Raw genomic sequence first — 24,609 nt, 5'->3', positions numbered from 1 at the left:
GGAGGTGCCCCTTGCTGGGTCCCGTGATTCTCGCCGCGTCGCGCAGCGACCGGATGCGCCGCCTGGTCTCGGCGGCCCCGGTGACCAAGCAGGTCGTCGACCGCTTCATCCCCGGTGAGACCGTCGACGAGGTGCTGCCGATCATCCAGGAGCTCACCGGCAACGGCCTGGAGCTCACCATGGACGTCGTCGGCGAGGACATCACCACCCCCGAGCAGGCTGCCGCCGCCCGCGACGCGTACCTGGAGCTGATCGGCCGGCTGAAGCCGCTGGAGCTCGGTACCCGCGCGGAGATGTCGGTGAAGCTGTCGATGTTCGGCCAGGCGCTGGACGGCGGCCACGAGCTGGCACTCGCCAACGTCCGCCCGGTCGTCGAGGCCGCCGCCGGGATCGGCACCACGGTCACGCTGGACGCGGAGGACCACACCACCCTCGACTCGATGTTCGCCATCCACGAGGAGCTGCGGAAGGACGTCCCAGGGACCGGCTGCGTCATCCAGGCCTACCTCTTCCGCACCGAGGAGGACGCGCGCAGGCTCGCCGCGGCCGGCAGTCGCGTACGGTTGGTGAAGGGCGCCTACAAGGAGCCCGCCGAGGTCGCCTACCAGCAGAAGCACGAGATCGACAAGGCGTATGTGCGCATCCTGCGGACGCTGATGGAGGGCGAGGGGTACCCGATGATCGGGTCCCACGACCCGCGCCTGATCTCCATCGCCCAGGAGCTGGCCCGCACCGCCGGACGCAAGCTCGACGAGTACGAGTTCCAGATGCTCTACGGCATCCGCGGCGACGAGCACCTGCGACTGGCCGCCGAGGGCCACCGCATGCGTGTCTACACGGCCTACGGCACGGACTGGTACGGCTACTTCATGCGCCGTCTCGCGGAGAAGCCGGCGAACCTGCGCTTCTTCGCGCGGAGCATGATCAGCCGTGGCTGACACGACGCGGCCGTGCCGAAGCCACGGCTTCGGCCGGGCGTCCGGGGGCCGGCCCCCGGGCAGGCACGGCATGCGCCGTCTCGCGGAGAAGCCGGCGAACCTGCCTTCTTCGCGCGAAACATGATCACCAAGTGCTGACGCCACACCGCTCACGACAAGGAGTTACGCCACCCATGGACGCTGTGACCCAGGTCCCCACCCCCGTCAACGAGCCGGTGCACGGCTATGCCCCCGGGACGCCCGAGCGTGCCCGGCTGGAGGCCAAGCTCAAGGAGCTGGCCGACAACCCGCTCGAGCTCACCTGCACCATCGGCGGCGAGCAGCGGATGGGCGGCGGCGAGCGCTTCGACGTCGTGCAGCCGCACAACCACAAGGCCCGCCTCGGCACCTACGCCAACGCCACCCAGCAGGACGCCCAGGACTCGATCGACGCGGCCCTCGCCGCCGCCCCCGCCTGGCGCGCGATGGCCTTCGACGACCGCGCCGCGATCATCCTGCGCGCCGCCGAACTGCTGGCCGGCCCCTGGCGCGAGACCATCGCCGCCTCCACCATGCTGGGCCAGTCCAAGACCGCCCAGCAGGCCGAGATCGACAGCCCCTGCGAGCTCGTCGACTTCTGGCGCTTCAACGTCCACTACGCGCGCGGCATCCTCGCCGAACAGCCCCCGGCCAACTCCCCGGGAGTGTGGAATCGCATGGACCACCGCCCGCTGGAGGGCTTCGTCTACGCGATCACGCCGTTCAACTTCAGCGCGATCGCCGCCAACCTGCCCACCGCTCCGGCCCTGATGGGCAATGTGGTGGTCTGGAAGCCGTCCCCGACCCAGACCCACGCCGCCGTGCTGCTCATGCGGCTCCTGGAGGAGGCCGGGCTGCCCAAGGGCGTCATCAACCTCGTCACCGGTGACGGCATCGAGGTCTCCAAGGTCGCCCTGGAGCACCGGGACCTGGCCGGCATCCACTTCACCGGCTCGACCAGGACGTTCCAGCACCTGTGGAAGACGGTCGGCCAGAACATCGAGAAGTACCGCACCTACCCGCGTCTGGTCGGCGAGACCGGCGGCAAGGACTTCGTCGTTGCCCATCCGAGCGCCGACCCGGCGATCCTCAAGACCGCCCTGACCCGCGGCGCCTTCGAGTACCAGGGCCAGAAGTGCAGCGCCACCTCGCGCGCGTACATCCCGGCGTCGATCTGGAACTCCGGCTTCAAGGAGGAGTTCGCGGCCGAGGTCGACGGCATCAAGATGGGTGACGTCACCGATCTGTCCAACTTCATCGGCGCCGTCATCGACGAGCGGTCCTTCGCCAAGAACAAGGCCGCCATCGACCGCGCCGGACAGGACGCGTCCTGCACGATCGTCGCGGGCGGCTCCTACGACGACTCGGTCGGCTACTTCGTCCGCCCGACCGTCATCGAGTGCGACGACCCGGAGAACGAGGTGTTCCGCACCGAGTACTTCGGCCCGGTCCTCGCCGTGCACGTCTACGACGACGAGAAGTACGACGAGATGCTGACCCAGATGGAGTCGGTGTCCGACTACGCCCTCACCGGCTCGGTCGTCGCGAACGACCGCGCGGCGGCGGCGTACACGATGGAGAAGCTGCGCTACGCGGCCGGCAACTTCTACATCAACGACAAGTCGACCGGTGCGGTCGTCGGCCAGCAGCCCTTCGGCGGCGGCCGTGCCTCCGGCACCAACGACAAGGCCGGCGCCCCGCAGAACCTGATGCGCTGGACCCTGACCCGCGCCATCAAGGAGACGCTGGTCCCGCCGACCGAGTACGGCTACCCGCACATGGGCTGACGCCCACCCAGGCTCCGGACGGGCCAAGGTCACCCCCCGACCTTGGCCCGTCCGGTGTTTTCGCAGGTGGGAGCGGTGTGGCTCGGTGCGCCGTCTCAGATAGTAGGAAGTCCGAGTAATTGTGCAGACAGATGCGCCCGGCTCCCCTAGCTTTGTAGGAGCCGAACGAACCGCTCGATCAAGCGAACGGCGGTCGTGAGCCGGACCCCGCGCAGGCCACCCCTGCGGTCCGCAGCTCCCCGCCCCGACTCGGCGTCTCGCACCCCCTTTTCCGCACTCCAGGTATGCCGAAGGAGTCGATGCGCCATGGCCGAGACGACCGTCCGCCGCCGCGTCCGCCACACCTCCCGTACGAGCGAATCCGACCGCAAGAACGCCGCCGCCGCGCTGCAGCGCGCCCTCGACCGCCGGGACAACGGCGGCTCGACCGGCCACTGACACGCCCCGGCGTCCGTATGCCGGACACCGCATGTCATCCCGTGGGACGAGGAGTAGGGTGCCCGCATGTCTCGCAGCATCAATCTCGCAGTGATCCCCGGTGACGGCATCGGCCAGGAGGTCGTGGCCGAAGGCCTGAAGGTCCTCTCCGCCGTCCTTCCGCAGGATGTGAAGCTGGAGACCAAGGAGTACGACTTCGGCGCCCGGCGCTACCACGCCACCGGTGAGACCCTCACCGACGCCGACCTCGACGGGCTGAAGCGGCACGACGCCATCCTGCTCGGCGCCATCGGCGACCCGAGTGTTCCCTCCGGCGTCCTGGAGCGCGGCTTCCTGCTCAAGCTCCGCTTCGCCTTCGACCACCACGTCAACCTGCGTCCGTCGAAGCTGCTCCCCGGTGTCGCCACGCCGCTCGCCGGCCAGCCGGAGATCGACTTCGTCGTCGTGCGCGAGGGCACCGAGGGCCCGTACACGGGCAACGGCGGCACGATCCGCAAGGGCACCCCGCACGAGGTCGCCACCGAGGTCTCCGTGAACACGGCCTTCGGTGTCGAGCGCGTGGTCCGCGACGCCTTCGCCCGCGCCCAGGCCCGCCCCCGCAAGAAGCTGACGCTGGTCCACAAGAACAACGTGCTGGCGTTCGCCGGCCACCTGTGGACGAACGTGTTCAACAAGGTGGCCGAGGAGTACCCCGAGGTCACCACCGACTACATCCACGTCGACGCCGCGACGATCTACCTCGTCACCGACCCGGCCCGCTTCGACGTCATCGTCACCGACAACCTCTTCGGTGACATCATCACCGACCTCGCCGCCGCCGTCTCCGGCGGCATCGGCGTCGCGGCCTCCGGCAACATCAACCCGGGCCGCGCGTACCCGTCGATGTTCGAGCCCGTGCACGGCTCGGCCCCGGACATCGCCGGCCAGGGCAAGGCCGACCCCAGCGCCACGGTCCTGTCCGTCGCCCTCCTGCTGCGCCACCTCGGTCACGACGCCGAGGCGGCCCGCATCGAGGACGCCGTCTCCGCCGACCTCGCGGAGCGTGGCGCCCTGCCCGCCCGCAGCACCTCGGAGATCGGCGACGCGCTCGCCGCGCGAGTAGCCGGCTGACCCGGCGCACCACCCCGAAGCCGCCGGGCCGCACACGCACCCGGCGGCTTTCCCCTGTCCCCGCCGGGTGTCACCATCGACCACCGGGCCGCAATCACCCTGTTTCGTCCGCGGTCGCCTACGGGCGATAATCGAACGCGGAGCCGCGGAATGAGGGAATGCTCGGACGTCCTAGTACTGGCCACCGGCCGTACGGGCGTGTGCGCGGCCCGTCACTACAACCGGTGAAGGACTACCACTCATGACGACGCCCACGATCGAGCTCAAGCCCTCCGCCCACCCGCTCTCGGACGCGGAACGCGAGGCGATCCTGGCCAACCCCGGGTTCGGCCGCCACTTCACCGATCACATGGTGACCATCAAGTGGACCGAGGGCCGTGGCTGGCACGACGGCCAGCTCGTCCCGTACGCGCCGCTCTCCCTCGACCCCGCGACCACCGTCCTGCACTACGCGCAGGAGATCTTCGAGGGCCTGAAGGCCTACCGCCGGCCCGACGGGTCCGTCGCCACCTTCCGCCCCGAGAAGAACGCCGAACGCTTCCAGCGCTCCGCCAAGCGGCTCGCGATGCCCGAGCTGCCCGTCGAGACGTTCCTCGAGGCGTGCGACGCCCTCGTCACGCAGGACAAGGCATGGGTCCCGGCGCACGGCGGCGAGGAGTCCCTCTACCTGCGCCCCTTCATGATCGCGACCGAGGTCGGGCTGGGTGTGAAGCCCGCCAACGAGTATCTGTTCCTGGTCATCGCCTCCCCGGCCGGCGCCTACTTCCCGGGCGGCGTGAAGCCCGTCTCCATCTGGGTCTCCGAGGACCGCGTCCGCGCCGTCCCCGGCGGCATGGGCGACGCGAAGACCGGCGGCAACTACGCGGCCTCCCTCCTCGCCCAGGCCGAGGCCGCCGCCAAGGGCTGCGACCAGGTCTGCTACCTCGACGCCGTCGAGCACAAGTGGGTCGAAGAACTCGGCGGCATGAACCTGTACTTCGTGTACGGCGCTGCATCCAATTCAAAGCCCGTGATCGTCACGCCGACGCTGAGCGGCTCCATCCTGGAGGGCGTCACCCGTGACTCCCTGCTGGCCGTCGCCCGCGACCTCGGCTACGACGCCGTCGAGGAGCGCGTCAGTGTCGACCAGTGGCAGCGCGACTCCGAGAACGGCAGCCTCACCGAGGTCTTCGCCTGCGGTACGGCGGCCGTCATCACCCCGGTCGGCACCGTGAAGCGGGCCGGCGCCGAGTGGCGGCAGAGCGGCGGCGAGCCCGGCGAGGTCACCACCCGGCTGCGCCAGGCCCTCCTCGACATCCAGCGCGGCACCGCCGAGGACAAGCACGGCTGGATGCACCCGCTGGGCTAGCCGCGGCGGGTGAACACCCACCGCCCGCATCCTGAGACGGATCGTGAGCGCGGGGGCGGATTGTGCCAGACTGCCCCCGTGCTCTCGTTCGCCACGATTATTGGCAGCAGGCGCGCCGGTCCGCAGTGACCGCACGTACGACACCGTACGGGCGGACACCGTCGTCCTCGACCCGCGCGCAGACCTCTCGCACCCGCGAGAGGTTTTTCTGTTTCCTGGCCCCACCCGCGGCCAGGAACGGGGCGCGAGGGACCATGGGGGAACGGTGGAACCGGTCATTCCGGTAGACCGAGATCAACTCAGGAGCCTTCAGACCATGACCGCAACCAGCGAGCCCGACGACTCGTTCCACGTCTTCGACACCACCCTGCGCGACGGCGCCCAGCGCGAGGGCATCAACCTCACGGTCGCCGACAAGCTCGCCATCGCACGGCACCTGGACGAGTTCGGCGTGGGCTTCATCGAGGGCGGCTGGCCCGGCGCGAACCCGCGGGACACCGAGTTCTTCGCCCGCGCCCAGCAGGAGATCGAGTTCCGGCACGCCGAGCTGGTCGCCTTCGGCGCCACCCGGCGCGCCGGCGCCACCGCGGAGAAGGACCCCCAGGTCAGGGCACTCCTCGACTCCGGCGCCCAGGTGATCACACTGGTCGCGAAGTCCCACGACCGCCATGTGGAACTCGCCCTGCGCACCACCCTCGAGGAGAACCTGGAGATGGTCCGCGACACCGTCTCCTTCCTCAAGGGCGAGGGCCGCCGCGTCTTCGTCGACTGCGAGCACTTCTTCGACGGCTACCGCGCCAACCCCGAGTACGCCAAGTCGGTCGTCCGTGCCGCCTCCGAGGCCGGCGCCGACGTCGTCGTCCTGTGCGACACCAATGGCGGCATGCTCCCGGCGCAGATCCAGGCCGTGGTCGCCACCGTCCTCGCCGACACCGGCGCCCGGCTCGGCATCCACGCCCAGGACGACACCGGCTGCGCCGTCGCCAACACCCTCGCCGCCGTCGACGCGGGCGCCACCCACGTCCAGTGCACCGCCAACGGCTACGGCGAGCGGGTGGGCAACGCCAACCTGTTCCCCGTCGTGGCCGCCCTGGAGCTGAAGTACGGCAAGCAGGTCCTGCCCGAGGGCCGGCTGCGGGAGATGACCCGTATCTCGCACGCCATCGCCGAGGTCGTCAACCTCACCCCGTCGACGCACCAGCCGTACGTCGGTGTCTCCGCCTTCGCCCACAAGGCCGGCCTGCACGCCTCCGCGATCAAGGTCGACCCGGACCTCTACCAGCACATCGACCCCGAGCAGGTCGGCAACACCATGCGGATGCTGGTCTCCGACATGGCGGGGCGCGCCTCCATCGAGCTCAAGGGCAAGGAACTCGGCATCGACCTCGGCGACGACCGCGAACTGGTCGGCCGGGTCGTCGAGCGGGTCAAGGAACGCGAGCTCAAGGGCTACACGTACGAGGCCGCCGACGCCTCCTTCGAACTGCTGCTGCGCGCGGAGGCCGAGGGCCGGCCGCTGAAGTACTTCGACGTCGAGTCCTGGCGCGCGATCGTCGAGGACCGCCCCGACGGCAGCCACGCCAACGAGGCCACGGTGAAGCTGTGGGCCAAGAGCGAGCGCATCGTCGCCACCGCGGAGGGCAACGGACCGGTCAACGCCCTGGACCGCGCCCTGCGCGTCGCCCTGGAGAAGATCTACCCCCAGCTCGCCAAGCTGGAGCTCGTCGACTACAAGGTCCGCATCCTCGAGGGCAAGCACGGCACCCAGTCCACCACCCGTGTCCTCATCTCCACGTCCGACGGCGCGGGGGAGTGGTCGACGGTGGGCGTCGCGGACAACGTCATCGCCGCGTCCTGGCAGGCACTCGAGGACGCCTACGCGTACGGGCTGCTGCGGGCCGGCGTGGAGCCGGCGGCGTAGGAACTCCGTCCCGGCAGGGGTGGCCCCGGGAACCCCTGCCGGTCCGAATGCCCGTTTATGGCGTAATTCGGGTAGCTTCGAAGATATGAAGGACGCGCCGCTGCGTACCCTCGTACGCCTGCTGATCGTGCCGGTGACCGCCGCGCTGGCGGTCCTGATGGCCGGAGCGCCCGGGGCACAGGCGGAGACGGATCTCTCCCGGATCGCGAGTCAACTGCGGGAGAGCCCCGTCTACGTCGACCCCGCGGCCCGGGACATCCTGGCCGGGTCCGACGCCGAGGCCCTCGCCGGCAAGATCGAGGACGCGGACAAACCCGTCTTCGTCGTCGTGCTCCCGGCGGACTATCCCACGCGGAACCTCTTCCAGAACCTGCGCACCGAGACCGGCGTCACCGGTCTGTACGGCATCCGGCTCGGCGACGAGTTCGACGCGCGCGCCGACGGCAGTGTGCTGAGCCGGCAGGGCGTACGGAACCTGGTCACCTCCGTGCAGGGCGCCGGGGACGCCAAGGCCCAGCTGAACGACTTCGTCGACGGCGCGCTGCGCAACACCGGCGGCACGGCGCCGGACTCATGGAGTGGCGGGGCCGGCGGTGACGTCCCCGTCGGCGGGCTGATCACCGTCGGAGCGCTGGTGGCGGCCGGTGGTGCGGGCATCTACGCCGTGTCCCGCCGCAACCGCCGGCGCCACGAGGAGGAGCAGCGGGCCGCGCTGGAGAAGCTGCGGGTGGTGGTCGACGAGGACATCACCGCGTTCGGCGAGGAACTCGACCGGCTGGACTTCCACCCCGGCGAACCCGGTGCGGACGACGGGATGCGCGCGGACTACGAGCGTGCGCTGGACTCCTACGAGAAGTCCAAGTCGTTCATGGCGGCTGCCCGCAAGCCGGAGGATGTACGCGCCGTCACCCAGGCCGTGGAGGACGGCCGCTTCGCCCTCGCCTCGCTCGCCGCCCGCCGGGCGGGACGCCCGCTGCCGGAGCGGCGTCCGCCGTGCTTCTTCGACCCGCGTCACGGCCCCTCGGTCGCCGACGCCGTCTGGACCCCACCGGGCGGGGCCGAGCGCGAGGTGCCGGTCTGCGCGGCCGACCGGGCGCGCCTCGACGACGGTCTCGACCCGGCCGTGCGTGAGGTCGAGACCGAGTACGGGCGCCGCCCCTACTGGGACGCGGGCCCCGCGTACGGTCCCTGGGCCGGTGGCTACTTCGGCGGCGGGCTGCTGCCCGGGCTGCTCGTCGGCACCGTGCTCGGCGGCATGATGGCCGGCCCCTCCTACGCGGCCGACTACGGGGCCGGATACGGGGACTTCGGCGGCTACGGCGGCGGCGATGTGTCCGGCGCGGACTTCGACGCCGGTGACTTCGGCGGCGGCTTCGGCGGAGGCGGCGGGGACTTCGGGGGCGGCGGGGACTTCGGCGGCGGGTTCTGAGCCGGGTTCCTCGCCGGGAACGCCGAGCGCCCGCCCTCCCGTACGGGGGAGTCGGGGGGCGGGCGCGCTCGGGGGCGCCGGTCGGGCGCCTTCGGCGTTCTCAGGCGGCGTTGCGGATCGCCGAGATGTCGAAGTTCAGCTTGATCTTGTCGGAGACCAGGACGCCACCCGTCTCCAGGGCCGCGTTCCAGGTCAGACCCCACTCGGAGCGCAGGATCTCCGCCTTGCCCTCGAAGCCGACGCGCTGGTTGCCGAACGGGTCGGTCGCGGCGCCGTTGAACTCCAGGTCGATGGTGAGCGGCTTGGTGGTGCCGAGGATCGTCAGGTCACCGGTGACGCGGTAGTCGTCGCCGCCGAGCGCCTGTGCCTCGGTGGTGCGGAAGGTCATCGCCGGGAACTCGTCCGTCTTGAAGAAGTCCGAGCTCTTGAGGTGGCCGTCACGGTCGGCGTTGCCCGTGGTGATGCTGTCCATCACCACGTCGAGGGTGGCGGTGGACTTGGCCGGGTCGGAGCCGTCGAGCCGCAGCGTGCCGGTGAAGTCCTGGAAGCTGCCCTTGACGTTGGTGACCATCGCGTGGCGGGCGACGAAGCCGATCGTGCTGTGGGCGGGGTCGATGGTGTACTCGCCGGTCAGGGCGGCGAGGTCCGGGTTCACCGCGGCGTCGGTGGTCGCGGCGGGGGTGTCGTGGTCCTTGCGGCCGAAGATGCCCATGGTGTTCCTCCTGAGGATATCGAGTGAGGGGATCACGTTGAATGTTCAACTAACTCAACGGAACCTACCGTAGACCCATTCCCTTCAAGTTTCAACCATCTCTGGTGCGGCTGTCGTGAATCCGCCCCCACGGGGCTGGTACGAGGTCCATCCTGCCCCTGTCGGGCCCTCTCCGCCGCCCTTTCCCCTCCCGTTCCCGGGAGCTTCGCCCAGACCCCCGCGCGCGGTTCCCTGCCCCTCCTGGGGGGGTGTGCGGGTCGTACACCCGCCTGGCGGTACCGCGCGCACGCAGGGGTGGTTCTGCGGCGTGGCGTGCGGGCCCCGGGAGCCCGGACGCGGCCCGTCGGCGGGGGTCGCGGCGGGTCGGGCGGCGGGCTCCAGCGCTGGCGCGGGGTACCGGAGTGGGGGTGTCCTGGATGGCGAGAACCCGCAGCGACAGCGCATGGGAGACCGACTCGTGACCACCACCGGCTCCGGTTCCACCTACGACCCCCCGGCGGACCCCGCGCACGGCGCCGCCCGTGCCGCGGCCTCCGCGGCGGCGGTGCGCGGCACCGGACCGCCGCTCCGCACCGACCGCCGTGTCGTCCTCGTCACCGGCGCCTCCTCGGGCATCGGCGCGGCCACCGCGCGGCGCTTCGCCGCCGGGGGCTGGCAACTCCTGCTCAGCGGCCGGGACCGGCGCCGGCTGGAGGAGACGGCATCCGGCACCTCGGCCGTCCTGCTGCCCGCCGACCTGGCCGCGCCGGACGGGGCGAAGATGCTGGCGGAGGCCGCGCTGCGGAAGACCGGACGCGTCGACGTGCTGGTCGCCGGGGCAGGCATCGGCTGGGCCGGGCCCTTTCTGGCCATGCCGCACACCGACATCGACCGGGTGCTGTTCCTGGACCTCAACGCCACGCTGCACCTCGTACGGGAGGTACTGCCCTCGATGGTGGCGGCCGGCAGCGGCCGGGTGGTGCTCGTCGGCTCGGTGGCCGGCTCCGTCGGCGTACGGGAGGAGGCGGTGTACTCCGCCGCCAAGGCCGGACTCGCCGCCTTCGCCGAGGCGCTCCGGCAGGAACTGCGCGGTACCGGCGTGGGTGTGACGCTCGTCGTGCCCGGCCCCGTCGAGACGGGTTTCTTCGCCCGCCGCGGCACCCCGTACCACCGCTCCCACCCGCGCCCCACCTCGCCCGGCCGGGTCGCCGCCGCCGTCTGGAACGCCGTCGCCCAGGGCCGCGACGACACCTACATCCCCACCTGGCTCGCCCTCCCGTCCAGGGTCCGTGCCCTCACCCCCCACCTCTACCGCCGGCTCCTGAACCGCTTCGGCTGAGAGTCGGCACGGGCCGGAGTTACCCGAACGGGTGCAAGCGCCACCCATGAATGTGAGGTGACTCTCAGATGACGCCTTTGTGTGACCTCTACAAGCCGGGCGCCTTCTGAGCAGTCAGAACGGCTGCACGTCCCCATGGTTCTGTTCAGGTGCACCAGGAAAACACCCCGAGGACTGTGAGGAGTCGACGGCTCGCATTTCGAGGTCTGCTTCGTAAGGTCACTACATGACCGTTTTGGATGAGGCGCCGGGTGAGCCGACCGACGCGCGCGGACGCGTGGCCGAACTGCACGAGATCCGTGCCCAGGCACTGGCCGGCCCGAGCGAGAAGGCGACCCAGGCGCAGCACGCCAAGGGCAAGCTGACCGCGCGGGAGCGCATCGAGCTGCTGCTGGACCCGGGGTCCTTCCGCGAGGTCGAGCAGCTGCGCCGGCACCGGGCCACCGGCTTCGGTCTGGAGGAGAAGAAGCCGCACACGGACGGTGTGATCACCGGCTGGGGCACGGTGGAGGGCCGTACGGTCTTCGTCTACGCCCATGACTTCCGGATCTTCGGCGGCGCGCTGGGTGAGGCCCACGCCACCAAGATCCACAAGATCATGGACATGGCCATCGCGGCCGGCGCGCCGCTGGTGTCGCTCAACGACGGCGCCGGCGCCCGTATCCAGGAGGGTGTCTCCGCCCTCGCCGGGTACGGCGGCATCTTCCAGCGGAACACCAAGGCCTCCGGGGTCATCCCGCAGATCAGCGTGATGCTCGGCCCGTGTGCGGGCGGCGCGGCCTACAGCCCCGCCCTCACCGACTTCGTGTTCATGGTCCGTGACACCTCGCAGATGTTCATCACCGGTCCGGACGTCGTCAAGGCGGTCACCGGCGAGGAGATCACCCAGAACGGCCTCGGCGGCGCGGACGTGCACGCCGAGACCTCGGGCGTCTGCCACTTCGCCTACGACGACGAGGAGACGTGCATCCACGAGGTGCGCTACCTCCTCTCCCTGCTCCCGCAGAACAACCGGGAGAACCCGCCGCGCGTGGAGTGCTCCGACGACGCGGAGCGCCGCGGCGACGTCCTCCTGGACCTGGTCCCCGCCGACGGCAACCGGCCCTACGACATGGCCAAGGTCATCGAGGAGATCGTCGACGACGGCGAGTACCTCGAGGTCCACGAGCGCTGGGCGCGCAACATCATCTGCGCGCTGGCCCGGATGGACGGCCAGGTCGTCGGCATCGTCGCCAACCAGCCGCAGTCGCTGGCCGGTGTGCTGGACATCGAGGCGTCCGAGAAGGCCGCGCGCTTCGTCCAGATGTGCGACGCGTTCAACATCCCGATCCTGACCTTCCTGGACGTCCCCGGCTTCCTGCCGGGCGTCGACCAGGAGCACGGCGGCATCATCCGGCACGGGGCGAAGCTGCTGTACGCGTACTGCAACGCCACCGTGCCGCGGATCTCGCTGATCCTGCGCAAGGCGTACGGCGGCGCGTACATCGTGATGGACTCCCAGTCCATCGGCGCCGACCTGACGTACGCCTGGCCGACGAACGAGATCGCCGTGATGGGCGCGGAGGGTGCGGCCAACGTCATCTTCCGCCGGCAGATCGCCGACGCCGAGGACCCGGAGGCCATGCGGGCCCGCATGGTCAAGGAGTACAAGTCCGAGCTGATGCACCCGTACTACGCCGCCGAGCGCGGGTTGGTCGACGATGTGATCGACCCCGCCGAGACGCGTGAGGTGCTGATCCGTTCGCTGGCGATGCTGCAGTCCAAGCACGCCGATCTGCCGTCCCGCAAGCACGGCAACCCGCCGCAGTAAGGGAGACGCACGCCATGAGCACACCTGACATTCGCGTCGAGAAGGGCCACGCCGAGCCGGAGGAGGTCGCCGCTCTCACGGCGATCCTGCTGGCCCGTGCGGCCGCGCAGCCGGCGGCCCCGGCCCACCGGGGCCGCGCGAAGGCCGGCTGGCGCCGCCTGGAACGAGAGAACGGCTTCCGAGCCCCCCACAGCTGGCGCTGACCCGAGAAGGGCCCCTCCGCTCGAGGAGGGGCCCTTCCTCATACCCGGACACCCAGCCGCCCCGAGGGCGCATCGCCACGCCGCGCCGAGACACCCCCCAGGGGCGCGGGGAACCGCGCGCCCGGCCCTCACCCAGCCGCACCTGGCGTATGACGGCCCCGGCATCCCGGTGGCCGTAGGAGGGGGTGGCGCCGCTCGGCGCCGACGAGGCGCCTCCCCCAGAGGGGGTACCCCCAGCGCCCACCCGTGCCGCCCCAGCGGCACGACTGCCCGCAGACACCGAGGGGCGCCCGCAGGGGCGCGGGGAACCGCGCGCCCGGCCTCCACCGAGCCGCAGGCTGCGGGGAAGTGCGTGATTGGGGTCGTGCCGGTTATGCAAAAGCCCCCGGCGGCCCAGGGGCCGTAGGGGGCGTATGCGGGGGAGTGCGAGGGTCAGCGCAGGCGGGCCATCAGCGCGTGCTCCACGAGGGTGATGAGCGCCGACTTCGCATCGGCCCGATGCCGCGCGTCCGTCGTGATGATCGGCGTGTCCGGCCCGATCTGCAGCGCCTCCCGCACCTCGTCCGGCTGATACGGCTGCTGGCCGTCGAAGCCGTTCAGCGCGATCACGAACGGAAGACCCGAGTTCTCGAAGTAGTCGACCGCCGGGAAGCAGTCGGCCAGCCGACGCGTGTCGACCAGCACGATCGCCCCGATGGCGCCGCGCACCAGGTCGTCCCACATGAACCAGAAGCGGTCCTGGCCGGGCGTACCGAACAGGTACAGGATCAGATCCTGGTCCAGCGTGATACGGCCGAAGTCCATCGCGACCGTCGTGGTCGTCTTGTCCCCGGTGTGGGTGAGGTCGTCGATGCCTGCCGAAGCAGACGTCATGACGGCCTCCGTGCGCAGCGGGTTGATCTCCGAAACGGCCCCGACGAACGTGGTCTTGCCCACGCCGAAGCCACCCGCCACCACAATTTTCGCCGAGGTGGTGGAGCGGGAAGGACCGCCGCTAGAGCTTGCGAAGTCCACTGAGCACCCTTTCGAGCAGTGTCACGTCTGGCTGGCCGCCGGCGCTCTCGTCGCCGCCGGGCTGATGGATGGCGACCAGTCCCGCCTCCGCCAAGTCGGCGACGAGGATCCTGGCCACACCGAGAGGGATGGTCAGCAGGGCCGAGATCTCGGCCACCGACTTGATCTCCCGGCAGAGGGTGCAGATCCGCTGATGCTCGGGCAACTGGCCCTGCATCTGATGCGGCTGCGCGGTGGTGTGCACCAGCGCCTCGATGGCGAGCTGGTACCGCGGCCTGGTGCGGCCGCCCGTCATGGCGTACGGGCGCACCAGGGGATTGTTCGACGCCCCGGCGGGCGCCGGCTCGGGTGCTCGGCGTTGCGGCTGCACCGGCTGGATGCGCGGGGCATGCGGCTGGTCGTACGGCGAAGGGCCGGGGCCCTGCGGCGCGTACGGCTGGCCGTGGCGTGGCGCGGAGGGGTATCCGTACCGGTTCTGGGAACCGTCGTTCTGGCCCTGGGCGGGACCGTACGACCAGTTGCCCGCGGATGAACCGTCTGGGGGTGTTGCCACTTTCTCCTCCTCCGACTGTGCCTGGCACCCATCACTGTGGAGCCGCGTCCCGAAACCTTACGGCTCCGGGACGCCAAACCGCACCGTCCGTCGTCTAGTTGAGAAGGCTCCCTTGGAGCTCCGCCCTGAGGTCCGGCGTCAGGACCGTACCGGCCCGGTCGACCAGAAGGGCCATCTCGTAACCAATGAGGCCGATGTCCGCCTCGGGATGTGCGAGAACTGCGAGCGACGAACCGTCGGAAACGGCCATGAGGAACAGGAATCCCCGCTCCATCTCCACAACCGTCTGATTCACGCTGCCGCCCTCGAAGATCCGGGAGGCGCCTGCCGTCAGGGACGTCAGACCGGAGGCGACGGCAGCGAGCTGGTCGGCCCGGTCACGGGGAAACCCTTCGGACATCGCCAGAAGGAGTCCGTCGGCGGAGACCACCACCGTGTGGGACACCCCCGGGGTGTTGTCCACGAAGTTGGTGATCAACCAGTTCAGGTTCTGTGCCGCCTGGCTCATCGGGCTCACACTAACGCTCCTGGTTGTAGGTGCTGTCAGGACCACTGTGTTGGTTCCTAGTGGCCTGGTTGTTCGTTTCACTGCCCGCGCTGCGGCCCTTTTGGACACCGCGGCGCAGGTTGCTCAGCCTGCCCCGGACGTCCTCCGGGGCGCGGGAGACCTGGGGGCCTCCCTGGGGGGTGGTTTCGGCGGCTCCCTCGACCAGATTGGCCTTGGGGACCCGTCGCGGCAGACCGGAGGAAGTCACTCCGCCCGCCTTGGGCTTCCGGAGCGACGATGCCTGCTGCCAGCGCTCGTCGTTCGCCGAACGCCAGCCGCTCTCGTCGCCGCTGTCCGGTGTCGGGGCCGGCGGCTCCTGCTTCCTCTGCCCTGCGCCGCCCTGGCCGTTCGCGCCGGCCGCGGTGGATCCGCGGCGGGGAAGCCCGGCGTCGGTCAGCGCGTGGCCGTCGGAGGCGGCCGGTCCCGGACGGTCGAAGCCTACGCTGTCCTGCTCACGTACGTCAGCGGCCTGCGTATTTTCCGATTCGGGGGTCTGAGCAGGGTACTGGTCCGCGTAGCCGTTGCGGTAACCGTCCTGCTGGGGCCAGTCGTCCGTCTGCCCCGGTCCGCCGCCGAAGGCGGGGAACGCGTCGGCGGCACCGGCGGCGTGGCCGTTCTGGACCGGCTCCGGGTAGGAGGGGGCGGGGTAGCCGGCGCCTGCGGAGAAGGACTCGTTCTGCGGCAGCTGCCCGTTCGGCGCGTAGTACCCCTCGCCGTACGACTGCTGCTGCGGCTCTCCGTACGCCGTCTGCTGTCCGTTGTCGTACGCCTGCTGGTCGTACTGGCCGGTCCGCTGGTCCTGGAAGCCGTCGAAGCCCTGGCCGCCGTCGTATCCCTGGCCGTTGTCATAGCCCTGCGGGGCGGCGAACTCGTCCGGGAAAGCGGGCGCCTCGGGCGCCTCCTGGCTGTTCGCGGCGGTCGGCTCGGGCTGCCCCTGGGGGTCCAGGGCCGCCCGGCGCTCCTCGCGCATCAGCGAACGGCCGACGGGGTCCAGGTCGCGGATGTCGTCCGGGACCTCGGTGTAGCGGCTGTCGTCGAAGCCGAGCTCGGCGGCGGTGCGCAGCGGCTGCCGACCGAAGTCCTCACCCGGGAAGTTCTGCTCCGGGATGATCTGCGAGACCGTGAAGTCGTCGCGCTCCAGCGGCTGTTCGCCGCCGCCGCCGTGGGTGATCGCGTCCGGCAGCATGACCAGCGAGGTCGTCCCGGCCTGCTCGCCCGAGGGGCGCAGCTGGACCCGGATGCCGTGCCGGTCGGACAGCCGGCCGACCACGAACAGGCCCATGCGCTGGGAGATCGCGGCGTCCACGGTCGGCGGGTTGGCCAGCTTGTGGTTGATGTCCGCGAAGTCCTCCGCGGTGAGGCCGATGCCCTTGTCGTGGATCTCGATCATCACGCGGCCGTCGGGGAGACGGGTCGCGGTCACACGGACCTTGGTCTGGGGTGAGGAGAACGTGGTGGCGTTCTCAAGGAGCTCGGCGAGCAGGTGCACGAGGTCGGTCACCGCGCGGCCGTGGATCTCGGCCTCCGGGACGCCGGACAGCTCGATGCGCTCGTACTGCTCGACCTCGGACGAGGCGGCGCGCAGCACGTCGACCAGCGGGACCGGCTGGTCCCAGCGGCGGCCGGGCTCCTCGCCGGCGAGGACGAGGAGGTTCTCGCCGTTGCGGCGCATACGGGTCGCGAGATGGTCCAGGCGGAAGAGGTTCTCCAGCTGGTCCGGGTCGGCCTCGTTGTTCTCCAGGCCGGTGATCAGGGTCAGCTGGCCCTCGATCAGCGACTGGTTGCGGCGCGACAGGTTGGTGAAGATCGCGTTGATGTTGCCCCGCAGCAGGGCCTGCTCGGCGGCGAGCCGGACGGCCTCACGGTGGACCTGGTCGAAGGCGCGGGCGACCTCGCCGATCTCGTCCGTGGAGGTGATCGGGATCGCCTGCACCCGGGTGTCGACCCGGCCGGGATCGGTCCGGGAGAGCTGGTCGACCAGCATCGGCAGCCGCTGCTCGGCGATACCGAAGGCGGCGTTGCGCAGCTGGCGCATGGAGCGGCTCATCTGGCGGGCCACCATGCCGGCCAGGATGAACGCGGCGAGGAGGGCGATCACGACGGCGGCGCCGGTGATGAAGGCGTCGCGCTGGGCGTCGTCGGCGACCTGCGCGGCCTCGCTCACCGCGGAGTCGGTGAGGTCGGACTCGATCTCGCTGTAACCGTCGAACTTGAGGGTGCTCACGGCCCACCAGTTGGCGGGGGTGATGCCCTGGGCGGCGAGTTCGCCGCGCGCGGCCGCGTCGGTGGAGGGGAGCCGGCCCAGCTCGGAGATCATCGTCTCCGGCTTCGCGGGCGGCGCCACGTAGTCGGGGTCCTGCTGCTTGGCCTCCCGGGCCATGGCCGTGCCCTCGGCCTGGATCCGCTGCGCCGTCTGCTCCAGCTTCTCCACGTCGGCCTCGGTGCCACCGCCCCTGTACTCCTCGATGGCGATGCGCTCGAGGTAGGCGTAGGAGGTGAGGGCGACGCGCTGGCTGGCGAGCTGGCTGTCGGTCGGGCCGGGCTTCACCAGCAGGTGCATGCCGATGGAGCGCTCCAGCGACAGTGCCGACTTGGTCAGCGAGATCGCGTAGACCGTACGTCCGTAGCTGGTGATGTTGCCGGTACCGAGACCGAGGTCGTTGGCGAACTCCATCAGGGGGTGGGCGACGGTGACGTAACCCTCCTCGGTCGCGACACCCTTGAGCTTGGAGGTGTACGCCGCGGCGCGCAGCGCGGTCAGCTGGGGCTCGGCCGCGCGGAACAGCTCCATCCGGCGGTTCAGACCGGGCTTGTCCGGCATGCTCCGCGCGGCCTCGTCGAAGGCGTCGGCGGCCTTGTCGGTCGCGGCGCGGGCCTTGGCCACGTCCGGGTCGTCCTTGCCCTTGCCCTGCAGCAGCGGGACCGCGGTGACGTCCCGCTCGTTGAAGAGGGCGTTGGCGTAGGTGAGGGAGGCACGCACCAGACGCGCGGTGTTCTCCGCGTCCTGGGCCTCGTTCCAGGTGTCGATCGAGTCCTTCACCTGGAAGCCGCCCATGACCAGGCCGACCAGCACGGGTATGAGCAGGATCGCGTTCAGCCTGGTCGTCACACGCCAGTTGCGCGGGGACAGGCGGCCTCCACCGCCGGCGGGCGCTGGGGTCGGCTCGGGGCCGGGCACCGGGGCGGGCGCCGCTGTGCGCGGCGGCGGCGTGAAGTTGCCCCGGGCCGACGGCTCGGGACTGTTCTTGCTTCGCCTCACTCGACCAACAACCTCTCGGCGGTCGGCACCTTCGTCGTGCCGCTGTGTCTCAGAGCCCGGTGTGCCATCGACCGTGGGGTACGTCTTTGACTAATGGGCAGTTCAGGCATTCCAGCATGCCGACCAGCGCTCTTCCAAACACTGGAAGGCGACGAATTCGAGTGAGGTAAGTCCCAGATAAAACGGTCAAAAAGAGCGAGCGGCGGCAAAAGGCGAGCCGATCGTGCGCGCAGCGGTACTGCGCGACCGCATCGCGTGTCGACCTCCCCCGATTCCTCTGCCGAAACGTTATGAACACCAGGGCCGGCCGTGTCGAAGGACACGGCCGGCTCCGGTGATTCTACGACAACTGCCGTATGCCGCTTATCGTTTCGCTTACCTGAGACGTGCCATCAAAGCATGCTCGACCAGGGTGATCAGCGCACTCTTCGCATCCGCGCGATGCCGGGCGTCGGTGGTGATGATCGGGGTGTCGGGCCCGATCTGCAATGCCTCACGCACCTCCTCGGGCTGATAGGGCTGCTGGCCGTCGAAGCCGTTGAGGGCGACCACGAAGGGCAGCCCGCTGTTCTCGAAGTAGTCCACCGCCGGGAAGCAGTCCGCCAGCCGGCGGGTGTCCACCAGGACCACCGCGCCGATGGCGCCGCGCACCAGGTCGTCCCACATGAACCAGAAGCGGTCCTGGCCGGGAGTGCCGAACAGGTACAGGATCAGGTCCTGGTCCAGCGTGATACGGCCGAAGTCCATGGCCACCGTGGTGGTGGTCTTGCCCCCGGTGTGGGTGAGGTCGTCGATGCCCGCGCTTGCGGAGGTCATCACGGCCTCGGTACGCAGCGGATTGATCTCCGAGACGGCGCCGACGAACGTGGTCTTGCCCACGCCGAAGCCGCCGGCCACCACGATCTTCGCGGATGTGGTGGCACGGTTTTCGGAGACCGCCCCGCCGCTAGAGCTTGCGAAGTCCACTGAGCACCCTTTCGAGCAGTGTCACATCGGGGGCGCCGGTCGTCTCGTCGCCGCCCGGCTGGTGCACGGCGACGAGTCCCGCCTCCGCCAAGTCGGCCACCAGGATCCGGGCAACACCCAGTGGCATGTTGAGCAGCGCCGAGACCTCGGCGACCGACTTCACCTCACGGCACAGATGGCAGATGCGTTGGTGCTCCGGAAGGAGCCCCATGAGCGCGGCCGGGTCGGCCGTCGTACTGATCAGTGCCTCGATGGCCAGCTGATAACGCGGCCTGGTCCGGCCGCCGGTCATCGCGTACGGACGCACCAGCGGCTGGTCGCCCTCGTCCTCGTACGGCTCCGCGTACGGATCATGAGAGGCGGTGGGCGGGGTCATGGATCCTCCGGGCGGGACAGCAAGTCGGTCAGTCAAGCCGTCTGACGGGGCCGGTGGGGGGAATGTGGCGGCCGGACGGTGATTTGGTGAGACGGGTGGTGCCGGGGCCGATCAGTGGAGCAGACTTCCTTGTAGTTCGGCGCGAAGGTCCGGGGTGAGGACCGCGCCCGCTCGGTCGACCAGGAGCGCCATCTCGTAGCCGACAAGGCCGATGTCGCACTCGGGGTGCGCGAGAACGGCCAGCGACGAGCCGTCCGAGACGGACATGAGGAAAAGGAATCCCCGCTCCATCTCGACGACCGTCTGCGCCACGTTGCCGCCTTCGAAGATCCGTGAGGCGCCGGCCGTCAGGGAGGTCAGTCCCGAAGCGACGGCCGCGAGCTGATCCGCGCGATCACGCGGGAACCCCTCGGACAGGGCCAGCAGAAGACCGTCGGCGGACACGACGACGGTGTGGGACACCCCGGGGGTGTTGTCCACGAAGTTGGTGATCAACCAGTTGAGGTTCTGTGCCGCCTGGCTCATCGGGCTCAACTAACGCTCCTGCTGGTGAGTGGGGTTCGGGAAGCTGCCGGTCTGGGTGGTACCGGCCTGACGACCCTGTGCGATACCCCGACGGAGATTGGTCAGCCGGCCGCGCACGTCATCGGGGGCGCGCGAGACCTGAGGACCGCTCTGGTGCTGTTGCTGCTGAGCCGTACCCGGGACGAGGTTCGCCTTGGGCACCCGGCGCGGCAGGCCGGACGTGGTGACGCCGCCCGCGGCCGGCTGTCGGACGCGTTCGGCCTGCCGGACCAGCTCGTCGTTGGGCGAGCTGCGCCAGGTGGCTGCGGACCGCTGAGGGCCGGTGGGGCCCTGCGGCTGCTGCTGGGGGTGCTGAGACTGCGGGGACTGCTGTGGGGCTTGCTGGGGCTGCTGCGGCGCCGGAGTCGAGCCATTGCCCTGCTCCTGCCCGCCGCCACCGTGGAACCAGTTGGTCTCCAGCGTGTCGTACAGCGGCGTACGGCCGTCACCGGGACCTGACGCCGGGGGCAGCGCCCAGGCGTCGGACAGCGCGCGGTCGTCGTGCCGCGGTGCGGCACCGCCGTAGCCCTGCTGCGGCTCCTGGTGGGCGGGCCGCTGCTGCGGGGCCGGCGGACGCGGGGCGCCGTGTCCGGCTCCGTGCGCGCCGTTCACCTGCGGACGCTCGAACTGGCCCGTGGCACCGTTGTCCTGGGCCGGCATCGGGAACTGGCCGGTGGAGCCGTTGCCGTAGCCCTGCTGCGGGGCCGGGAACTGACCCGTGCCCTGCGGGGCCGGGAACTGACCCGTGCCTTGCGGGGCCTGGAACTGACCCGGCCCGGCCGGGTTCTGCCCGCCCGGACGGCCCTGTGGGGCGCCGAAGATGTCGCCGCGGACGAACTGACCCGTGTTCTGGGCACCGTTCGCACCGGGCGGAGTGTACTGGCCCGGGTTCTGGACGCCGCCCGCGCCCGGCTGGGCGTACTGGCCGGTGTTCTGCGGGGCGTCGGCACCGGGACCGCCGTAGGCGCCCGGGTTCTGCCGCTCGTCGAACCGGGGGATCTCCGCCGTCGCGCCGGGGCCCTGCCGGTCGTCGAACCGGGGCATGGCCGACGTCCGGGCGACGTCCGGCTCCTCGTGGCCGCGCGGGGCGTCCAGCGAGGCACGCGGCACCGGCGGCTGGGCGTTCTCGTCGCTCCAGCTGGGCCGGGGCTGCTGCTGGTCACCGCCGGGCAGCTCCGGACGCGCGCCACCGCGCGGCGGCAGCTGCGGACGACGGGAGCGCTCGGGCTTGCCGCCCCCGCGCTGCGGGGGCACCTGGCCACGACCGCCGCCGAAGGCGTCCTGGTTCTGCTGCTGTCCGCCCGGACCCGAAGCCTGCATCCCCTGCGGGGCACCGGGCATCTGGCCACCGAAGCCGGCACCCGCGCCGGCCGGAGCCGGACGGCCCTGCGGAGCGCCGCCGGGGGCACCGCGGTCGAACAGCGAAGGCGTGGCGTTGCCCGGCTGGCCCTGCGGCCCCCGGGCCCCGTCGGGCCGGCCCGCGCCGTCGCGCGGGGGCAGCGCGGCACGCGGACCCTGGCCGGCGGCCAGCCGGCCACCGCCGGGAGCACCGGCACCGAGAGCACCACCGGAGGGCTGGCCGGCACCCGCGGCGCGCCGCGCGGCCGCGGCACCCGCGGCGGCCTGCGCGGCGGCGGGGCCACCGCCGCCCGCACCCGGCTGACCGGGCTTGCCCTGGGGCTTCTTGCCGCCCTGGGCGACATCGACGGGCAGCATGACCAGCGCGGTCGTACCACCGGAGTCGGACGGGCGGAGCTGGATACGGATGCCGTGGCGCTGCGACAGACGGCCGACCACGAACAGACCCATGCGGCGGGAGACGGAGACGTCCACGGTGGGCGGCGAGGCGAGCCGCTCGTTGATCGCCGCCAGGTCCTCCGGCGACAGACCGATGCCGGTGTCGTGGATCTCGATCAGCACCCGGCCGTCGGGGAGCGCGTGACCGGTGACCTTCACCTTGGTCTGCGGCGAGGAGAACGATGTCGCGTTCTCCAGCAGCTCGGCGAGCAGGTGCACGAGGTCGTTGACCACACGACCGGCCACTTCGGTGCTCGGCACCGAGGCCAGTTCGATGCGCTCGTACTGCTCCACCTCGGAGGCGGCGGCGCGGAGCACGTCGACCAGCGGGACCGGTCGGGTCCACCGGCGGCCGGGCTCCTCACCCGCGAGGACGAGGAGGTTCTCACCGTTACGGCGCATACGCGTGGCGAGGTGGTCGAGCTTGAACAGCGAGGACAGCTGGTCCGGGTCGGCCTCGCGGGACTCCAGTTCGGAGATGAGCGAGAGCTGACGCTGGATGAGGCCCTGGGAGCGGCGCGAGAGGTTGGTGAACATCGCGTTGACGTTGCCCCGCAGCAGGGCCTGCTCGGCGGCGAGGCGGACCGCCTCGCGGTGCACGTCGTCGAAGGCCGCGGCCACCTTGCCGATCTCGTCCCGGGAGTGCACACCGACCGACTCCACGGAGGTGTCGACGTCCTGGGGGTCGGACTCGGAGAGCTGCTTGACCAGCTCGGGCAGACGTTCCTGGGCGACCTTGGTGGCCGTGTCCTCCAGCCGGCGCAGCGAGCGGATCATGGAGCGGGCCACGACGAAGGCGCCGACGAGCGACACACCGAGGACGAGGAGGATCAGCACACCGGCGATGATCGCGTCGCGCTCGGTGGCGCTGCGCAGCTCACGGGCCTTCTGTTCCATGTCCTCGAGCAGCGTGAGCTCGATGTTCTTCATCTGCTGGATCTTGGTGCCGCTGTCGTCCAGCCAGTCACGGTAGGAGCGCTCGCCCACCGAGGCGAGGCCGAACTCCGAGGCCAGGGCACGCCCGGCGTACTCGTCGGTGGCCTTGATCGTGCTGTTGCCGTCCTCGATCGGCTGCAGCAGCGCGGTGGCGTCGACGTCGCCGTAGATGCTCTTGAAGCTGCGGAGCTCGGACTTCTGGCTCGCCAGTGCCGACTCGGCGTACAGCCGGTCGTTCTCGGCGAGTTCGCCCTTGGTGGTGTTGCTGGCGGGCAGCGCCGCGGCGAGGACCGCGCGCTGGATCGACGCGTACTCCTTGGCGGCGGAGAAGGACGCCAGCGCACGCGTGCGCTGGATCATGTCCGGGTTGCTGGTCGCCTCCGCCATGTCCTGCGAGAGGTCGATCAGGTTCACGATCAGACGGTGGTAGCCGTCGACGGTCTGGCTGGAGTTCCGCTCCGACGCGAAGGCCGTGTTGCGGATCTTCTCGAGCTCGCCGAGGTCGCCGGCGAGCTGCACGAGGTTGTCGCGGACGCCCTTGAGGTTGCCGTCCTTGCTGGCCTCGTCGATCTCCTCGGAGCTGTCGATGAAGACGTTGCGCGCGCGGTCGGTCTTGTCGCGGAAGCCCTTGACCGAGAAGTCGGTGGCCTTGCCGCCGTGTGCCAGCGGGCCGGCCGACTGGTCGCGCTCCTCCTGGAGCGCGTGGGCCAGTTCGGTGGCCTGCTTGGTCATGTCGGTGAGCAGCTTCATGTTGTCGAGCTGCTGGATGTCGTCCATCGACTGGCTGATACGCAGTCCACCGAGCGAGGTGGCCGCGACCACCGGCAGGGCGAGCAGCGACACCAGACGGGTCGAGATCCGCCAGTTCCGCAGGGCTACGCGCGACCCCGGACCGGACGGTCCCGCCTTGGGGCCGGCCGGCTCGGGGTTCGGCGCGCCGGCGCCCTCACCGCCGTTCCCGGCCGCGGTCGGGCCCTGGCCCTGGGCGTGCTGGGGCGAGGAGCTGACGGCCTTGGGGCCAGTCCCGCCCTGCGGCTCCGGCTCCGCCGAAGCGCTGCCATCCCTCTTGAAACGTCCCTGCACTAGCGTCGCAACCTCTGAACCAGGCACCCCTCCGCGTGAACGGCGAGGCACGGTGTCGGCGTCATAGGGGCGCCCTGAAAACGTCCCCGTGGTGGTCGTGAGTGACCGGCGCTGGTTCCCCCTTCTCAACCGCCGCTCGGCGCGTCTGTGCGCCCCCTGTGCGCCGGCTCGATCCAGCGGCGGTCCGTGGAATTCCAGCACAGTGCAGGATCTCCAACAAGGCCCGAGGCCCTACCCGTGAGATAGGTGACACGGCGTGAGTGGCGAGTCACCGGGGGTAGAAAGTGATCTCGTCAATAGGGGACGTATAGCCGCGAACCGGAGGGGCGGCCCCCGTGTCCCAGTCGCCATGATCAGGAGCGGAATAAGGGCTTCAGGGGGTGAATGTCCGTTTCCGTCACCTCGGGACCCGGTCCGTTAAGGCCGATTTGTCCCACGACTCGTGAGGAAACTCACACCCGATCAAGCCCTTCGGCCGAGGT

Annotated in this window: 19 protein-coding genes; 10 read left to right on the top strand and 9 right to left on the bottom strand. The window is 70.6% G+C overall.

All coding sequences use genetic code 11. The features are described from left to right. Positions 1–11 precede the first annotated feature (11 nt). The 7 genes from ACGFR9_RS25840 (at position 12) to ACGFR9_RS25810 (ending at position 8,989) form a co-directional block, all read left to right on the top strand. On the top strand, positions 12–938 hold the full coding sequence (locus ACGFR9_RS25840; RefSeq protein ID WP_393212581.1) for a proline dehydrogenase family protein: 927 nt from the start codon (positions 12–14) through the stop codon (positions 936–938). Positions 939–1,111: 173 nt separating this feature from the next. Beyond that, entirely contained in the window at positions 1,112–2,743 is a 1,632-nt protein-coding gene (gene pruA / locus ACGFR9_RS25835) for an L-glutamate gamma-semialdehyde dehydrogenase (protein ID WP_393212579.1), read from the top strand. Between the two features lie 306 nt (positions 2,744–3,049). Further along, positions 3,050–3,181, top strand: coding sequence for a hypothetical protein (locus ACGFR9_RS25830; protein ID WP_106982032.1), 132 nt, complete (start codon positions 3,050–3,052; stop codon positions 3,179–3,181). A gap of 66 nt (positions 3,182–3,247) precedes the next feature. Continuing rightward, the gene (locus ACGFR9_RS25825) at positions 3,248–4,291 is read left to right on the top strand and encodes a 3-isopropylmalate dehydrogenase (RefSeq protein ID WP_393212577.1); all 1,044 of its coding nucleotides are present in this window, start codon (positions 3,248–3,250) and stop codon (positions 4,289–4,291) included. Between the two features lie 241 nt (positions 4,292–4,532). Further along, positions 4,533–5,639 carry a branched-chain amino acid aminotransferase gene (locus tag ACGFR9_RS25820; RefSeq protein ID WP_393212575.1) on the top strand — a complete coding sequence of 369 codons (1,107 nt, stop codon included), beginning with the start codon at positions 4,533–4,535 and terminating at the stop codon, positions 5,637–5,639. 316 nt (positions 5,640–5,955) lie between these two features. Next, positions 5,956–7,560, top strand: coding sequence for a citramalate synthase (gene cimA, locus ACGFR9_RS25815; RefSeq protein ID WP_393212573.1), 1,605 nt, complete (start codon positions 5,956–5,958; stop codon positions 7,558–7,560). A gap of 85 nt (positions 7,561–7,645) precedes the next feature. After that, positions 7,646–8,989, top strand: a complete 1,344-nt coding sequence (locus ACGFR9_RS25810) for a hypothetical protein (protein WP_393212571.1) — start codon at positions 7,646–7,648, stop codon at positions 8,987–8,989. 100 nt (positions 8,990–9,089) lie between these two features. On the opposite strand, the gene ACGFR9_RS25805 is transcribed toward ACGFR9_RS25810, so the two are convergent. Further along, entirely contained in the window at positions 9,090–9,701 is a 612-nt protein-coding gene (locus tag ACGFR9_RS25805) for a YceI family protein (RefSeq protein WP_393212569.1), read from the bottom strand. 457 nt (positions 9,702–10,158) lie between these two features. Here ACGFR9_RS25805 and ACGFR9_RS25800 point away from each other — a divergent pair, with 457 nt between their 5' ends. The 3 genes from ACGFR9_RS25800 to ACGFR9_RS25790 all read left to right on the top strand — a co-directional run bounded on the left by ACGFR9_RS25800 (position 10,159) and on the right by ACGFR9_RS25790 (position 13,032). After that, positions 10,159–11,019 carry an SDR family NAD(P)-dependent oxidoreductase gene (locus tag ACGFR9_RS25800; RefSeq protein WP_393212681.1) on the top strand — a complete coding sequence of 287 codons (861 nt, stop codon included), beginning with the start codon at positions 10,159–10,161 and terminating at the stop codon, positions 11,017–11,019. Positions 11,020–11,245: 226 nt separating this feature from the next. Beyond that, positions 11,246–12,829, top strand: a complete 1,584-nt coding sequence (locus ACGFR9_RS25795) for an acyl-CoA carboxylase subunit beta (protein WP_393212567.1) — start codon at positions 11,246–11,248, stop codon at positions 12,827–12,829. A gap of 14 nt (positions 12,830–12,843) precedes the next feature. Further along, the gene (locus ACGFR9_RS25790; RefSeq protein WP_030216559.1) at positions 12,844–13,032 is read left to right on the top strand and encodes an acyl-CoA carboxylase subunit epsilon; all 189 of its coding nucleotides are present in this window, start codon (positions 12,844–12,846) and stop codon (positions 13,030–13,032) included. Between the two features lie 432 nt (positions 13,033–13,464). Here the strand turns inward: ACGFR9_RS25790 and ACGFR9_RS25785 are convergent, their stop codons facing one another. From ACGFR9_RS25785 to ACGFR9_RS25750, 8 genes are all read right to left on the bottom strand, one after another. After that, complete coding sequence (locus ACGFR9_RS25785) at positions 13,465–14,046, bottom strand: ATP/GTP-binding protein (RefSeq protein WP_030216560.1); 582 nt, start codon at positions 14,044–14,046, stop codon at positions 13,465–13,467. Then, positions 14,027–14,599 (bottom strand): DUF742 domain-containing protein, encoded by a 573-nt coding sequence (locus tag ACGFR9_RS25780; RefSeq protein WP_030216561.1) that lies wholly within the window; start codon positions 14,597–14,599, stop codon positions 14,027–14,029. The genes ACGFR9_RS25785 and ACGFR9_RS25780 overlap by 20 nt, the downstream gene beginning before the upstream one ends. Before the next feature lie 94 nt (positions 14,600–14,693). Further along, positions 14,694–15,107, bottom strand: a complete 414-nt coding sequence (locus tag ACGFR9_RS25775) for a roadblock/LC7 domain-containing protein (protein WP_030216562.1) — start codon at positions 15,105–15,107, stop codon at positions 14,694–14,696. A gap of 10 nt (positions 15,108–15,117) precedes the next feature. After that, on the bottom strand, positions 15,118–18,405 hold the full coding sequence (locus ACGFR9_RS25770) for a nitrate- and nitrite sensing domain-containing protein (RefSeq protein WP_393212564.1): 3,288 nt from the start codon (positions 18,403–18,405) through the stop codon (positions 15,118–15,120). Between the two features lie 375 nt (positions 18,406–18,780). After that, positions 18,781–19,371, bottom strand: coding sequence for an ATP/GTP-binding protein (locus ACGFR9_RS25765; protein WP_030216564.1), 591 nt, complete (start codon positions 19,369–19,371; stop codon positions 18,781–18,783). Then, a complete protein-coding gene (locus ACGFR9_RS25760) occupies positions 19,352–19,747 on the bottom strand; it encodes a DUF742 domain-containing protein (RefSeq protein WP_004924977.1) in 396 nt (131 codons plus the stop codon). The genes ACGFR9_RS25765 and ACGFR9_RS25760 overlap by 20 nt, the downstream gene beginning before the upstream one ends. Positions 19,748–19,858: 111 nt before the next feature. Then, positions 19,859–20,272, bottom strand: a complete 414-nt coding sequence (locus ACGFR9_RS25755) for a roadblock/LC7 domain-containing protein (protein WP_004983056.1) — start codon at positions 20,270–20,272, stop codon at positions 19,859–19,861. 9 nt (positions 20,273–20,281) lie between these two features. Then, positions 20,282–24,127 carry a nitrate- and nitrite sensing domain-containing protein gene (locus ACGFR9_RS25750; RefSeq protein WP_393212561.1) on the bottom strand — a complete coding sequence of 1,282 codons (3,846 nt, stop codon included), beginning with the start codon at positions 24,125–24,127 and terminating at the stop codon, positions 20,282–20,284. Between the last annotated feature and the right edge of the window lie 482 nt (positions 24,128–24,609).

It is taken from the genome of Streptomyces sp. NPDC048584, assembly GCF_043199595.1.
In the GTDB taxonomy this organism is placed as follows: Bacteria; Actinomycetota; Actinomycetes; order Streptomycetales; family Streptomycetaceae; genus Streptomyces; species Streptomyces edwardsiae.
The sequence above is the reverse complement of the archived record's forward strand: the minus strand, read 5'-3'. Positions and strand labels throughout refer to the sequence as shown.

Bases quoted from the DNA above. Each gene is read 5' to 3' on its own strand.
- cimA (WP_393212573.1), top strand. From the start codon at position 5,956: ATGACCGCAACCAGCGAGCCCGACGACTCGTTCCACGTCTTCGACACC.
- ACGFR9_RS25775 (WP_030216562.1), bottom strand. From the start codon at position 15,107: ATGAGCCAGGCGGCACAGAACCTGAACTGGTTGATCACCAACTTCGTG.
- ACGFR9_RS25790 (WP_030216559.1), top strand. From the start codon at position 12,844: ATGAGCACACCTGACATTCGCGTCGAGAAGGGCCACGCCGAGCCGGAG.
- ACGFR9_RS25755 (WP_004983056.1), bottom strand. From the start codon at position 20,272: ATGAGCCAGGCGGCACAGAACCTCAACTGGTTGATCACCAACTTCGTG.
- ACGFR9_RS25805 (WP_393212569.1), bottom strand. From the start codon at position 9,701: ATGGGCATCTTCGGCCGCAAGGACCACGACACCCCCGCCGCGACCACC.
- pruA (WP_393212579.1), top strand. From the start codon at position 1,112: ATGGACGCTGTGACCCAGGTCCCCACCCCCGTCAACGAGCCGGTGCAC.
- ACGFR9_RS25795 (WP_393212567.1), top strand. From the start codon at position 11,246: ATGACCGTTTTGGATGAGGCGCCGGGTGAGCCGACCGACGCGCGCGGA.
- ACGFR9_RS25760 (WP_004924977.1), bottom strand. From the start codon at position 19,747: ATGACCCCGCCCACCGCCTCTCATGATCCGTACGCGGAGCCGTACGAG.
- ACGFR9_RS25825 (WP_393212577.1), top strand. From the start codon at position 3,248: ATGTCTCGCAGCATCAATCTCGCAGTGATCCCCGGTGACGGCATCGGC.
- ACGFR9_RS25820 (WP_393212575.1), top strand. From the start codon at position 4,533: ATGACGACGCCCACGATCGAGCTCAAGCCCTCCGCCCACCCGCTCTCG.
- ACGFR9_RS25810 (WP_393212571.1), top strand. From the start codon at position 7,646: ATGAAGGACGCGCCGCTGCGTACCCTCGTACGCCTGCTGATCGTGCCG.
- ACGFR9_RS25830 (WP_106982032.1), top strand. From the start codon at position 3,050: ATGGCCGAGACGACCGTCCGCCGCCGCGTCCGCCACACCTCCCGTACG.